At 62.3% G+C, this 14,210-nt stretch carries 8 protein-coding genes, 2 tRNA genes and 1 pseudogene; 2 read left to right on the top strand and 9 right to left on the bottom strand.

Annotation, left to right across the window (positions count from 1 at the left end):
- The first annotated feature begins 360 nt into the window (after positions 1-360).
- Positions 361-1,980, top strand: coding sequence for a methyl-accepting chemotaxis protein (locus tag ACLRDN_RS15460; protein ID WP_413457014.1), 1,620 nt, complete (start codon positions 361-363; stop codon positions 1,978-1,980).
- A 118-nt stretch (positions 1,981-2,098) separates the two neighbouring features.
- On the opposite strand, the gene yjjJ is transcribed toward ACLRDN_RS15460, so the two are convergent.
- A complete protein-coding gene (gene yjjJ / locus ACLRDN_RS15455) occupies positions 2,099-3,463 on the bottom strand; it encodes a type II toxin-antitoxin system HipA family toxin YjjJ (protein WP_413457013.1) in 1,365 nt (454 codons plus the stop codon).
- Positions 3,464-3,693: 230 nt separating this feature from the next.
- Between yjjJ and ACLRDN_RS15450 the strand changes: the two are divergent.
- Positions 3,694-5,313 (top strand): annotated as a pseudogene (locus ACLRDN_RS15450) (methyl-accepting chemotaxis protein).
- 89 nt (positions 5,314-5,402) lie between these two features.
- Here ACLRDN_RS15450 and ACLRDN_RS15445 read toward each other — a convergent pair.
- The 8 genes from ACLRDN_RS15445 to nirB all read right to left on the bottom strand — a co-directional run bounded on the left by ACLRDN_RS15445 (position 5,403) and on the right by nirB (position 14,208).
- Positions 5,403-5,888: an SgcJ/EcaC family oxidoreductase gene (locus tag ACLRDN_RS15445; RefSeq protein WP_413457012.1), complete on the bottom strand. Its 486-nt coding sequence runs from the start codon at positions 5,886-5,888 to the stop codon at positions 5,403-5,405.
- Between the two features lie 67 nt (positions 5,889-5,955).
- Positions 5,956-6,603, bottom strand: coding sequence for an MCP four helix bundle domain-containing protein (locus ACLRDN_RS15440; protein WP_413457011.1), 648 nt, complete (start codon positions 6,601-6,603; stop codon positions 5,956-5,958).
- A gap of 273 nt (positions 6,604-6,876) precedes the next feature.
- A tRNA-Arg gene (locus tag ACLRDN_RS15435) sits at positions 6,877-6,953 on the bottom strand.
- Between the two features lie 95 nt (positions 6,954-7,048).
- Positions 7,049-7,125 (bottom strand) — tRNA-Pro (locus ACLRDN_RS15430).
- A 68-nt stretch (positions 7,126-7,193) separates the two neighbouring features.
- Entirely contained in the window at positions 7,194-9,971 is a 2,778-nt protein-coding gene (locus ACLRDN_RS15425) for a molybdopterin-dependent oxidoreductase (RefSeq protein WP_413457010.1), read from the bottom strand.
- A 49-nt stretch (positions 9,972-10,020) separates the two neighbouring features.
- Complete coding sequence (locus ACLRDN_RS15420; RefSeq protein WP_413457009.1) at positions 10,021-11,244, bottom strand: NAD(P)/FAD-dependent oxidoreductase; 1,224 nt, start codon at positions 11,242-11,244, stop codon at positions 10,021-10,023.
- Between the two features lies 1 nt (position 11,245).
- Positions 11,246-11,608, bottom strand: a complete 363-nt coding sequence (gene nirD, locus ACLRDN_RS15415; protein ID WP_034337836.1) for a nitrite reductase small subunit NirD — start codon at positions 11,606-11,608, stop codon at positions 11,246-11,248.
- Between the two features lie 26 nt (positions 11,609-11,634).
- Complete coding sequence (nirB, locus tag ACLRDN_RS15410) at positions 11,635-14,208, bottom strand: nitrite reductase large subunit NirB (protein WP_209566856.1); 2,574 nt, start codon at positions 14,206-14,208, stop codon at positions 11,635-11,637.
- Between the last annotated feature and the right edge of the window lie 2 nt (positions 14,209-14,210).

The following is a 14,210-nucleotide window of genomic DNA, read 5'->3' as shown; positions in this document are numbered from 1 at the left end:
GGCGTGATCAGGAAACTTAGTTTTTCAGCGCTCTCGCCGCCTTGGATTGCTCCCGGATAACGCATGCGGATTCTCGTTGCATGCGATTCCACGAGCGCGCCAGACTCCTCCTCCCGTTCTCCTTCCTAAGTATTTTTCTTTCCAGCGCCGCCTGAGACGGGCTTGCACGGTGCTGGCAACTTAGTTTTGATGAAGACTTGATCCAGTTCCTGTCGCAATGACGCAAAGATGATCCGCATCAAGAAGCGGCCAGATGTGAAGTTTGATCATTTTTTGCAGACTTATAATTTTGGCACTTCTTCACTTCAGTCCTCCGCCTCGCCGCGCCACATCATCTTCGCGAGCGCACGACTCCTGACCATGACCATTGCCAACAAACTCCGTCTGCTCCTGCTTGCCGTCGTCCTCGGCTTGGCCAGCCTTACTGGCCTGAGCGTCTATCACAGCAACCGTATCGCCGATGCCGCCAGCTATTCTGCGGTCAACACCGTGCCCAGCCTGCTGACGCTGGGCGAGGCGGGCGAGGCCATCTTCCGCATCCGCGTGGGCATCTGGCGCTATGCGGCGGCGACCGATCCGGCCGTGCGCGCCAAGCTGGAAAAGTCCATGAACACGAACCGCGACAAGGTCATCGCCGCGTTCGACCGTTACGAGAAGGAAGATCTCTCCGACGCGACCGACCGCCAGTTGCTGCAGGCCGACCGTGATGCCTTCGCCGATTATGAGAAAAGCCGCCAGGCCGTCGTCGCCCTGGGGGCCGCAGGCAAGACCGAGGAGGCCCTGCTCGCCGTCGAACACCAGGTGGTCCCGCCCGGCGACAAGCTCATCGGCGCCCTGGCTGCGCATCGCCAGTACAACGCCCAGCTCGGCCAGCAAGGTGTGCAGACGGCCCAGGCCAGCCTGCGCTCGGCGGTCCTCCAGGCGGTGCTGATGAGCCTGGCGGTGTGCGCGGTGGTGGCCGTGGTCAGCCTGCTGATTTCGCGCACCATTTCCACGTCACTGGGTGAGGCCATCATGACGGCCCGCGCCATTGCCACGGGCGACCTGAGCAAGCGCATCCGCCGCCGCGCCAATGATGAAGTGGGGCAGTTGATGCAGGCCATCCAGCAGATGACCGACAGCCTGGTGCGCATCGTGAGCGATGTGCGCAGCAGTGCCGGCACCATCGCCACGGCGACGGCCGAGATCGCCGCCGGCAACCTGGACTTGTCGGCCCGTACCGAATCCCAGGCCGGCTCCATCGAAGAGACCGCCTCGGCGATGGAGCAACTGACCGCCACCGTGCGCCAGAATGCGGACAACGCCCAGCAGGCCAATGTGCTGGCGACCTCCGCCTCCAGCGTCGCCACCGAGGGTGGGCAGGCGGTGCAGCAGGTGGTGCGGACAATGGAAGAGATCAATGCGTCGTCGCTGAAGATCGTGGACATCATCAGCGTGATCGACGGCATCGCTTTCCAGACCAACATCCTGGCCTTGAATGCGGCCGTCGAAGCGGCGCGGGCGGGCGAGCAGGGACGCGGCTTTGCGGTGGTCGCTTCGGAGGTGCGTTCACTGGCCCAGCGCTCGGCTGCGGCGGCGCGCGAGATCAAGGAACTGATCGATGACTCGGTCGGCAAGGTGGAGAGCGGCAGCCGCCTGGTAGCGCATGCGGGCGAGACCATGGAGCAGGTGGTTCGGAGTGTGCGCCGCGTGAGCGACATCGTCGCCGACATCACGGCTGCCAGCGCCGAGCAGAGTGATGGCATCGTGCAGGTCAACCAGGCCATCGGCCTGATGGATCAGGCCACGCAGCAGAATGCGGCGCTGGTGGAGCAGGCGGCTGCGGCCTCGCAGTCGATGCGGGAGCAGGCAGCGGGTTTGTCGGCGGCCGTGGCGGTGTTCAAGCTGTCGCATGAGGTGCAGATGCTTGGAGAATCTGGAGCGGACCGTAGTCGTGCGAGCAAGTCGTTACCTGGCGAGTTGCTGGCGTTGCCTCGCTGATCAGGCAAATGAAAAGAGAAATGGGGTCGACCGAAGACCAAATCTGATGATGGCATCCTGGAGAATCAGGATGCACACTATTCTCCAACGCATCTCGCAGATTGAATGTGATCAGGCCCTAGGACGCGAAATCATCCAGCCGTGCAATGCGGGATCCAGCCACGTCAATGCGAGACACCAACTTGGCCAGACAATCTGAGAAGCCAGCACTGAAGGCATCGGAATTTCGCATTCTGTCAACAAAGTCCCTCGCCATTGGCAACGCCGTTTGCCACGCTGCGTTCGAGACATCATTGTTGATGTTCAAGGTGAGTTCGCGCACGGGCAAACCACCTCCCGAGGTCGGCGCAAAGGCCATGCAGGTCATGTCGTACGCCGGGGCAATTTGATAAGGAAGCCCGTGCTCGGCCATGAACGACAAATTCCCTCCATGCATGTCGGTGTTCGCGATCAGCGTTCCGAACGCCCAGAGCACTTCCGTTTGTGCGACCGCTTGGTGTTCTACGACGCCTTCCCGAGCCAGCGCACGTACTACCTGAGGCCAGCTACCTGCGCTGCCGACGAACTCAGCATCCAGTGCTTGCAGTGAGAACAGTGCCCGACGGCCAAAAGGCCCCACTCGATCGAACCGGCGCACTTCCAAAAAGCGTTGAGTTCCGTGATCAAGCACAGCCGAACGCGCCGCAGCGATCCCATGATCGTGCAAGACTTCCAGGGCAAGATGCTCCGCCAGAAGCAAATCTCGCCAGCGCTCGCTGATCAGTGTCTCGGTAAGTGCCGTGAACTTGACAATGACATGCGCAGGACCAGCATCACACTCGGCGTAGGTCGTGAACTTGGGTTGTTCCCCGCCAGCCGACGAACCGTAATGCTCACCACGCGCTGCAGCGGCGGCCAATTCAGCATAGGTCTGCGCCTTCCCCTGCTGCGAGACGGGTTGCGGATCCGGGGCGTTGACGAAATGGTCGCGCGCAGCCTCACCCAGCAAAAGATTGCCCGGCAGGTCTTCACCTTGCAGCAGCAAAGCGCGCATGACATGGCTGTCGTTCCAGTCGGTCAATCGCGCAGGCAGGCCGAGCTGAGCCCCATGTTGCAAGTTATAGGCACGTCCCAAGTAGCCCTGCGGTCGCATGTCAAAGAGCCACCATGGCAGGCCATCGGTATGCAAATTCACCCCGTTCAATGGCACCATCACGAAACCTTCGGGGTGTACTGGAATGAGCGTACCGAGCTCTCGCAGCTGTCCACCGGCCGATACCTGATGGACAGAGGCTTCCAAATCTTGGCGCGTAGTATCGCGCAATGCATATTGAATAGATCGGGCAGCGCCAAATGGAAGCAAATCACCACCCAATGTCCGCAGGGCTCTCGACAAGGTGGGTTGACTGACACCAAGCTCAGTCATCAATTCACGGGCTGTTCGCACCCCTCGCCTCAGATGGACGCGGGCGCGATCTCCAAGCTCAGCAGCAGCGTTTGCCATAATGAATGAATAGATAATTGAATAGATAGATGGTAGCACAAAGAGCGCAGCCCTGTGCCGCGTCAGGCTTTGTCAGCGCAAGCGTCTGTGCTTGACGCCCGTCTTCTGCCGACGGTCAGCAGTGGTCATGAGATGTGAGCGTTGGTGATCCTCAGTTGGGCTAAGGTTCCTGCAGCCCGGTCGGGCAAGCATTCTGCAGTGACCCACTCATGCGCCAAGGAGAGCCGAACATGACCATTGCCAAGAAGCTGTACCTTCTCATCCTCGCCGTCATCCTGGGCCTGTGCGCCCTGGCGGCGTTGAGCATTTACCAGAGCCACCGGGTGTCGGCAGCCGCCGGCTATTCGACGCACAATACGGTGCCCAGCATCCTCGCGCTGGATGAAGCGATCGAGGCGGTGTACGCCATACGTCTGAACGTGGCGCGCTACTTCATCGAGCCCGCGACCCGTGACAAGGTCTTTCCTGCCCTTGCGGCGTCGCATGAAAAGGTGCAGGCCGCCTTCCTCAGGTTCGAAAAAGAATGCATCTCCGACGCGACAGACGCAAAGATGCTGGAGCAGGACCGTGCGGCCTTTGCCGATTATGAGAAGGCACGGCACCAGACCCTGGCCCTGGTCGAGACCGGGCAGCCGTCCGACCTGCAGCGGGCGAGGGAAGAGCTGCTGGTGCCCGCCGGCAACCGGTTGATGAAAGCCCTGATCGAGCACAAGCAGTACAACGCCCAACTGGGCCGCCAGGGCATGGAGAATGCCGCTTCCATCCTGGAGTCGTCCATCGTCATCACCGTCGTCGTGAGCCTTCTGATCGGCGCGCTGGTGGTGGGCTTGAGCCTGCTGCTGGTGCGTCTGATCGTATCGTCCCTGCGGCACGCCACGCACGTGGCCGATGCCATCTCCCGCTACGACCTGACCAGCAAGATCGAGCACGCCGCGCGTGACGAAATCGGTCACCTGATGCAAGCACTGGGTCGCATGAACGACAGCCTGCGCAAGATCATGGGCGGTGTGGGCGACAGCACCGGCACGATTCAGGTGGCCGCACGTGAAATCGCCACCGGCAATCTGGACCTGTCATCCCGCACCGAATCGCAGGCGGGCTCGCTCGAAGAGACGGCCACCGCCATGGAACAACTGACCGCCACCGTGCGCCAGAATGCGGAGAACGCGCGCCAGGCCAGCGAACTGGCGGTCTCGGCCTCGGCCGTGGCGGCCCAGGGTGGCAAGGTGGTCGATGAAGTGGTGCTGACCATGGAGGCCATCAATGCCTCCTCGCTGAAGATCGTGGACATCATCAGCGTGATCGACGGCATCGCGTTCCAGACCAATATCCTGGCCTTGAATGCGGCGGTGGAGGCGGCCCGTGCAGGCGAGCAGGGGCGCGGCTTTGCGGTGGTCGCTTCGGAGGTGCGTTCGCTGGCCCAGCGGTCGGCCACGGCGGCCAAGGAGATCAAGGAACTGATCCAGGATTCGGTCGACAAGATCAGTGCCGGTGGCCGCCTGGTCACCGAGGCGGGCAGCACGATGGCGCAAGTGGTGCAGAGCGTGGGACGGGTCACCGACATCGTCAGCGAGATCAGTGAAGCCAGCACTGAATAGAGCCAGGGCTTGGAGCAGATTAACCAGGCCATCGGCGCCATGGATGACGTCACGCAACAGAATGCGGCGCTGGTGGAGCAGGCGGCTGCGGCCTCGCAATCGCTGCAGGAGCAGGCGGTGCAGCTGGCGGGCGCGGTGCAGGTCTTCAAGCTGGATCGTGAACGGGAGCTGGCCATTGACCTGGTGTCCGGGGAGACGATCCCGGAGCGGGCTGCCGATCTGCTGCTGGTGGGCGGGCGGGTGCAGGCTTGAGAACAAGAGGGACGCTTGGCGGCGTCCCTCTTTTTTCGTTTTTCTTTTTCTTCAATGCGACGGTAATACCGTCCTGAATCGCAGCGTTCTCACTTCTCCGGCATGCCTGACGAGTGATGGCTGGTAATCAGCCATTCCCTGCCATTCCATTCATAGGTAAAGCTGTAACGGGCATGCACGACCTGGCCGGTAGTACCGAAGGTGAAGCTGTAGAGGCCGGCATCGATGGCGGTGTTGCAGCCTATCCAGAGCCAGCGCTGGTCGATCTTGCCGACGGGCTTGTTGTGGAGGAAGTGTTCGAAATAATCGATGCGCTCTTCGTTGGTAAACCGGGGCTTGTTGGACACGGTGGGCAAGAGCAGGGAGCGCGGTGCGTAGTTTTCGGCGACGGCTTCGGGATCGAGTGTTTGCAGTGACGCATTCCAGCGGTCGAAGAGGGCGGCGATTTCTTTGCCTGTGGTTGATTTGCAGACCATGCCGTTGCCGGGGCCGGCGTAGGGCAGGTCTGGTGGCGTGCTGGAGGCGCAGCCAGCCAGGATGAGTGCCGAGGCTGATACGTAAAGGACTGTTTTCATTTTTTTCCCCTTGTTGTTGATGTGTGCAGGTGTTACGCAGAAAGCCGGGTGTCTCCCCCGGTTGTTCCTATCTTCTTCCGGAATGATTGGCTGGCCGCGACAGCAGGAAATACAGTATCAATCCGACCAGCAGCGCGATGAGTACGCAGATCGTGAGGGCGGTGATGGTCGCCTGGTTCTTGGTGCTCGTGGCGCTCTGTGCAGCGGCCTTGCCCAGCGTCTGGTTGTATTGTTTTTGTTTGGTCAGCGCCGACATCATCGCTTCGACGATCGCCTGATCGGCCACCATGGCATGGCGCGCCGCTGCGGGATCGGTCTGGGCCAGCGTCATCACTTTGGTGAGAGCGGCGTCATAGGTGGCGATATGCTGCCGAAGGTCCTTCAGCATGGCGGCGTCGGTGGCGTCGGAGACATCCTCTTTTTCGTAGGTGTCCAGGGCCTTGGCAATGTTGGCGGAGGATTCGGTGAGAATTTTCTCGGCTTCCTGGCGATGGGCGGGATTGGGGTTGGCCAGGTATTTCCAGATGACAATCCGTTTGGAGTAAACCGCCTCGATGACGCTGTCCAGTTCCAAAATGCTTGGAACCGTATTGGCACTGGCGTAGCTGGCTGCAGAATCGACCCGTTCGATATGGTAGGTCTCGATGCCGGCCAGCAGCAAGACGCCAGCAATCGCGATGGCCGCCATTGCGTACAGTTTTTTCACGAACGTCATCCGGGCATCCTCGTGCTGTCGATCTTCATTCGATGGTAAGCGAGCGGGGCCATGCGCATTTGCTGGAATAGAGCCTTCAAATGCCGCGTTTCTGGTGGTCACGGCTTGGAAGTGATGAATTTGCTACTGCCGGTTTGCGCTGGATCAAAGAACGTTTGTGCTGACGAATTCGAAGGGAAGGAAGGAAAACGGAGAGTGGCTGAAGATGCGAGCCCTGCCATCGGAGCGCATCAAGAAAGCTGTTTTGAAGAAGGCAAGAAAAAGAAGCAAGACTGGCCTGCCCTGAGGGACTCGAACCCCCGACCTATGGCTTAGAAGGCCATTGCTCTATCCAGTTGAGCTAAGGGCAGTTCGGCGTGGCTGGCGGTGATGCTGCGCCGATGCGCTACCGCCAACGATCCAGAAAAAGAAAACGGGCTGTCACAGACAGCCCGTTTTTGATGAGTGGTCGGAGTACAAGGATTCGAACCTTGGACCCCCTGGTCCCAAACCAGGTGCGCTACCGGGCTGCGCTACACTCCGAGAAGCGAGATAATAGCAGCATCTCTTTCAAATGGTCAACAAGGATTGCAAATTCCTCCAGGAAGACCTCAAACCGCCGTCTCCCGCTCCCGTGCTTCAGCCTCGCCCTGCACCCGGATCTCCACCATCAGCTTCTTGATCTCCGGCACGCACGATCCACAATTGCCGCCCGCCTTCACACACGCCGTCACCTGGCTGACCTCCGTCAATCCCTGCGCACGGATCGCATTGCAGATGGTGTTGCGCCCCACACCAAAACACGAACACACCGTCGGCCCTGCATCAGCACCTTTCTCAATCGGCTGACCGACGAGCAGGCCCACGCGGTCGGCTTCCTCCAGCTTCTCCTTGGCAAACAATCCCGCCAGCCACGAGCGCGAGGGCAGGTCAGGGCGCGCCGACATGAACAGGCACATGTCGATGCGATCATCGACCACGTGCACCGCGCGATAGCTGCCATCGCTCAGGTCTTCATACTCCAGCCAGTCCGCATCATCGGCCTGCACGCCCAAGAGCGTCCTTGCCCATGCGGTGTGGTCGCTGATGTGATTGCGGCCGGCCAGTTCATAACGCACAAACTCGCGGCCCTGCACGCGTGTCCAGTGGGTGATGTCGTCCAGCTCCAGCGCATGGCGCGTAAGGATGAAGCCATGCCAGCCCACGCGGAATTCTTCGATCGCCACCGGCGTGTGCTTGAACTCCGGTTCGCCCGAGACCGGATCGACCACCGGATTGACCACTGCCCCCACGCGCGCGTCGGAAGCGGATTGCCCGTTCCAGTGAATCGGCACGAACACATTGCCGCGCGGGATGCCGCCACCATGCTGCACGCGCGCCACTATCGCGCCCCAGCGGCTGCTGATGCGGGCCAGGCCGCCTTCGCGCACGCCATACAGCAGCGCATCCTGCGGGTGCAGGTCGATGAAGGATTCCGGAATATGGCTGGCCAGTGTGGCCGACTTGCCGGTGCGCGTCATGGTGTGCCAGTGATCGCGCACGCGGCCGGTGTTGAGGATCAGCGGGTAGTCCTCGCAAACGGCATGGCCCGCAGCGCGCGGCGCGGTCGGTACAAATCGCGCACGCCCATCGGCGTGGCTGAAACGATGATCTTCCAGAACGCGTGCCGTGCCGCTGACGCTGCCATCGGACAAGCGCTGCACCGGCCACTGGATCGGTGCCATTGCGTCATACGCGGCCTTGTCCATTCCGGTCAGGCCGGAGAGATTGAAGACGCGGCGTGCGTGGTGTTCACCTCCTGCACCGGCCTCGCCATTGCGATGCGCGGAGAGGCGCGCGTGTTCCTCAAAGATCGCATGCGGACCCGCAAAATCAAATCCCGCAAAGCCCATGCGCTGCGCGACCTCGCAGATGATCTGCCAATCCCCGCGTGCCTCGCCCGGTGCCGAGAGGAAAGCCCGCTGCCGCGAAATGCGGCGCTCGGAATTGGTAACCGTCCCATCCTTCTCGCCCCAGGCCAGCGCCGGCAGCAGCACGTGGGCCAGCGCATTGGTATCGGTGTGCGTGATGACGTCGGAAGACACCACCAGCTCGCACTTCTGCAGTGCCCGCTGCACCAGGTCTGCATCGGGCAGGCTCACCAGCGGATTGGTGGCCATGATCCACACCGCCTTGATGCGGCCTTCCTCGATGGCGCGGAACATGTCCACGGCCTTGAGGCCCGGCTTGTCCGCGATGCGCGGCGATTGCCAGAAGTCCTGCACGATCTCGCGATGCAGTGGCTGGTCCAGGTCCATGTGCGCGGCCAGCATGTTGGCCAGCCCGCCGACCTCGCGCCCGCCCATGGCATTGGGCTGGCCGGTGATGGAGAAGGGGCCCATGCCGGGCTTGCCGATGCGGCCGGTGGCCAGATGGCAGTTGATGATGCTGTTGACCTTGTCGGTACCGGCCGAGGATTGATTCACGCCCATGGAAAAACCGGTGACGACCTTCTCCGTCTCGGCAAAGGCTTCGTAGAAGGTCAGCAGGTCCTGCAGATCCACCTTGCAGATGCGCGCTACCGTGGCGGGATCGGCGCACTCGGCATCGGCTACTGCCAGCGCCTCGTCGAAGCCCTTGGTGTGCGCGGCGATGAAGGCGTTGTCCCGCAGGCCGCGATGGGCGAGGTAGCTCATCAAGCCGTTGAAGAGCCACACATCCGTGCCCGCCTTGACCGGCAGGTGCAAGTCCGCCAGTTCGCAGGTCACAGTGCGGCGCGGATCGATCACGATCAGGCGCAGGGCAGGGCGGGTTTCCTTGAGCTTGGCGATGCGCTGGAAGAGGATGGGATGGCACCACGCGGCATTGGATCCGACCAGCACGATCAGGTCGGCCAGCTCCAGGTCTTCATAGCAGACCGGTACCAGGTCTTCGCCGAAGGCGCGCTTGTGGCCGGCTACCGCCGAGGACATGCACAGCCGCGAATTGGTATCGATGTTGGCACTGCCGATGTAGCCCTTCATGAGCTTGTTGGCAATGTAGTAGTCCTCGGTCAGCAATTGTCCCGAGACATAGAGTGCCACGGCATCCGGGCCATGTTCGGCGATGACGGCAGAGAACTTGCCCGCCACCTGCTCCAACGCCTGATCCCACGATACCTGTTGCAAGGCGCCTTGCGCATCGCGCACTTGCGGATGCAGCAGGCGGCCATCCAGATCCACCGTTTCCGCGAGGGCCGAGCCTTTCACGCACAGGCGGCCGAAGTTGGCCGGATGCTGCACGTCGCCCTGCACGCCGATGCGGCCATCTTCCTTGAGCGAAGCCGTCACGCCGCAGCCCACGCCGCAGTAGGGGCAGGTGGTCGAGGTGGTGGCCACGGCCAGGGCCAGCGGGGTCTGTGCAAGATTCATTGGTATCCTCTGTTACTAATTGCCGTAGTTGCCGTGGCCGCCGTGATGGCTAGGCGGCATGCTGGCACATGGCCTGTCCGAATGGCAGTTCGCGCCGGAAGGCGCTGATATCGCGGCCGCTCTGGATCAGGTCGAAGTACCACGGTCCGTCTTTGACATCACCATACAGCACCGCGCCGACGAGACGCGAGCCGCGCAATACCAGGCGCTTGTAGATGCCGCGTCGCGGGTCGCGTACCACCAGGTCTTCGGTATCTTCACCGCCGATGAAATCGCCTGCCGAATACAGGTCCACACCGGTGACCTTGAGCTTGGTGGCCGTGGCCTGCTGCACATAGCGGCGATGGCCGGCACCGGCCAGGTGCGCACCGCACACGCGCGCCTGGTCCCAGATCGGCGCCACCAGTCCGAAGGTGGCCTTGCGGTGCTGCACGCATTCGCCCACGGCATAGATGCGCGGGTCGTAGGTCTGCAGGGTGTCGTCGACGATGATGGCGCGCTCGCAATGCAGGCCGGCCGACTTGGCCAGCGCGATGTTGGGACGCACGCCCGCCGTCATCACCACCAGGTCGGCCGGAATGCTGCTGCCATCCTTGAAGCGCACGGCGCTCACGCGATCCGGACCGACGATCTCGTCCGTATGGGCATTGAGCAGGAAGCGCAGGCCCTTGTCTTCCAGCGCCTTCTTGAGCAGGGCAGCAGCGGGCTTGTCGAGCTGCTGGTTCATCAGCGCATCCGTGACGTGCACCACGGTCACGTCCATGCCCTGGCGCATCAGGCCATTGGCCGCTTCCAGCCCGAGCAGGCCGCCCCCGATCACCACGGCATGGCGATGCGTGCGTGCGGCTTGCAGCATGGTGTCCACGTCCTGGATGTCGCGGAAGGCGATCACGCCCGGCAGTTGATGGCCCGGCACCGGGATGATGAAAGGCGTGGAGCCGGTGGCCAGCAGCAGGCGGTCGTATTTCACCGCCAGGCCGGATTGCGCGTGGACGGTACGTTGGCGCCGGTCGACCTGCACCACCGGGTCGCCCGCATGCAGGGTGATGCCGTGTTCGTCATACCAGGCGCGCGGGTTGAGCATGATGTCATCGATGCTCTTGTCACCGGCCAGCACCGGCGAGAGCATGATGCGGTTGTAGTTGCCATGCGGCTCGGCACCGAAGACGGTGATGTCGTAGAGATCCGGTGCGAGCTTCAACAATTCCTCGACCGTGCGCATGCCGGCCATGCCATTGCCGACCACCACCAGCGAGGGCTTGGCGGTGGTCATCTCAGCCACCGATCCAGACTTTGCCTTCATCGATGCGCGCCGGCCAGGCGGGTACCGAATTGGCAGGTTCTTCCAGGCATTGCCCGGTGGTGAGGTCAAAGTGATGCTTGTAGATCGGCGAGGCCACCACGATGCGTTCACCCAGGTTGCCCACCAGCCCGCGCGAGAGCACCGCGGCCTGGGCGTTGGGGTCGTAGTTGCCGATGGCGAAGACGCGCGGCTGCGGCTCGCCCTGGCTGCGGTCGATCACGTGGAAGATGGCTACCTGCTGGTCACCGATCAGCGCGGCCACGCCCGTGTTGGGGACGATCTCGGCCAGTTCGCAGACGGGGGTCCAGTGCTTGATTTGTTGGTCGCTGTGCATGCCGGGCTCCTGATTTTTCCTGATGTTCACACGGTCTCGACGACGACCGGAATATCGAGCAGCTTCTTCTCGGCCACCGTGGCCGGACGGATCTGCCCGCGTTCCTCGACGAACTTGATGTTGCCGTCAGCCGCCTTGCTGTTGACGAAGTGGCGGAAGCGCTTGCGCGTTTCCGGATCGGTGACGGCCTTCTTCCATTCGCACTGGTAAGTATCGACCACGCGCTGCATCTCGGTTTCCAGCTCGGCGGCGATGCCCAGCTTGTCATCGATGACCACGCTCTTGAGGTAATCCAGTCCGCCTTCGAGGTTCTCGCGCCAGGTGCTGGTGCGCTGCAGCCGGTCTGCCGTGCGCACGTAGAACATCAGGAAGCGGTCCACGTAGCGGGTCAGGGTTTCTTCATCCAGGTCGGAGGCGATCAGTTCGGCATGGCGCGGCTTCATGCCGCCATTGCCGCAGACGTACAGGTTCCAGCCCTTGTCGGTGGCGATGATGCCCACGTCCTTGCCTTGCGCCTCGGCGCATTCACGGGTGCAGCCGGAGACGCCGAACTTGATCTTGTGCGGCGAACGCAGGCCCTTGTAGCGGTTTTCGAGCCGCACGGCGAAGCCCACGCTGTCGCCCACGCCATAACGGCACCAGGTCGAGCCGACGCAGGATTTGACGGTGCGCAGCGACTTGCCGTAGGCGTGGCCAGTCTCGAAACCGGCGGCGATCAGTTCTTCCCAGATGTCCGGCAGCTGGTCCACGCGGGCACCGAACAGGTCCACGCGCTGGCCGCCGGTGATCTTGGTGTAGAGGCCGTATTTCTTGGCGATCTGGCCGACCGCGATCAGGCCGTCGGGCGTGACTTCGCCACCGGCCATGCGCGGCACCACCGAGTAGGTGCCATCCTTCTGGATGTTGCCGAGGAAGTAGTCGTTGGAATCCTGCAGGCCGGCGTGTTCCTTCTTGAGCACGAAGTCGTTCCACAGCGAGGCCAGCACATTGGCCACCATCGGCTTGCAGACATCGCAGCCCAGACCCTTGCCGTGCTTGGCCAGCAGTTCATCGAAACTCCTGATCTGGCCCACGCGCACCAGGTGGTGGATTTCCTGGCGCGAGTAGGGGAAGTGTTCACAGACGTGGTTGTTGACGGCCAGGCCCTGCTTCTTCATCTCCGCCTTCATCACCTGCGTGACCAGCGGCACGCAGCCGCCGCAGGCGGTGCCGGCCTTGGTGCAAGCCTTCAGGTCGCCAATCGTGGTGACACCCGAGGCGACCGCCGCACACAGCTGGCCCTTGGAGACATTGTTGCAGGAGCAGATCTGTGCCGATTCCGGCAGGGCATCCACGCCCAGGCCGGGTTTGGCCTTGCCGTCGGATTGCGGCAGGATCAGGAATTCCGGCGACTCCGGCAGCTCGATCTTGTTGAGCATCATCTGCAGCAGCGTGCCGTATTCGGCGGCATCGCCCACCATCACCGCGCCCAGCAGGTGCTTGCCCGATTCGGAGACCACGATCTTCTTGTAGATCTGCTTGCGTTCGTCGGTGAACTGGTAGGAGCGGCTGCCAGCTTCCTTGCCGTGCGCATCGCCGATGCTGGCCACGTCCACGCCCATGAGCTTCAACTTGGTGCTCATGTCGGCGCCGTTGAAGGCGGGCACTTCGATGGCGTCATCGCGGTGCGAGAGCAGGTGCTTGGCCGCAGTGCGGGCCATGTCGTAGCCGGGGGCAACCAGGCCGAAGATCTTGCCGTTCCACAGGGCGCATTCACCGATGGCATAGACGGCCGCGTCCGAGGTGAGGCAGCTGTTGTCGATGACGATGCCGCCACGGTCACCGACCTTCAGGCCAGCCTGGCGCGCCAGTTCGTCACGCGGGCGGATGCCGGCGGAGAAGACGATCATGTCGGTTTCCAGGTGCGAGCCGTCTTCGAAATTCATGCGATGGGTGTGCTGCTTGCCATCGACGATTTCGACCGTGTTCTTTTGCGTATGGGCGGTCACGCCCAGTTCCTCGATCTTCTGGCGCAGGATGCGGCCACCGCTTTCGTCGACCTGTACTGCCATCAAGCGCGGCGCGAATTCGACCACGTGGGTTTCCAGCTTCAGGTCGCGCAGGGCCTTGGCGCATTCCAGGCCCAGCAGGCCGCCGCCGATGACCACGCCGCTCTTGGAACGGCTGCCGCATTCCAGCATCGCTTCCAGGTCTTCGATGGTGCGATAGACGAAGCAATCCTTGCGCTGGTTGCCTGCCACCGTCGGCACGAAGGGATAGGAGCCGGTGGCCAGCACCAGTTTGTCATAGGACAAGGTCTCTTCTGCGCCGGCCACGTTGACCACCACCTGCTTGCGTTCCAGGTCGATGTGCCGGGCCTTGGCATTGAGCTTGAGATCGAACTGCACCGGGCTGCGGCCGGCGTCAAAGAAACCGGGCGCCACCAGCGAGAGATCTTCCGCGCTCTTGCCGGCAAAGAATTCGGAGAGGTGCACGCGGTCGTAGGCCGGGCGCGGTTCTTCACAGAGGATGGTGACCTTGAGGTCGCCTGCGCCGCTCTCGGCCAGGCATTCCAGGAATTTGTGGCCGACCATGCCGTGGCCGATGACGATGATGTTCATGG

This window comes from Herbaspirillum huttiense (assembly GCF_047300815.1).
In the GTDB taxonomy this organism is placed as follows: domain Bacteria; phylum Pseudomonadota; class Gammaproteobacteria; order Burkholderiales; family Burkholderiaceae_D; genus Herbaspirillum; species Herbaspirillum huttiense_A.
Note: the sequence above shows the minus strand (reverse complement) of the source record. Positions and strands in the feature narration are given on the sequence as shown.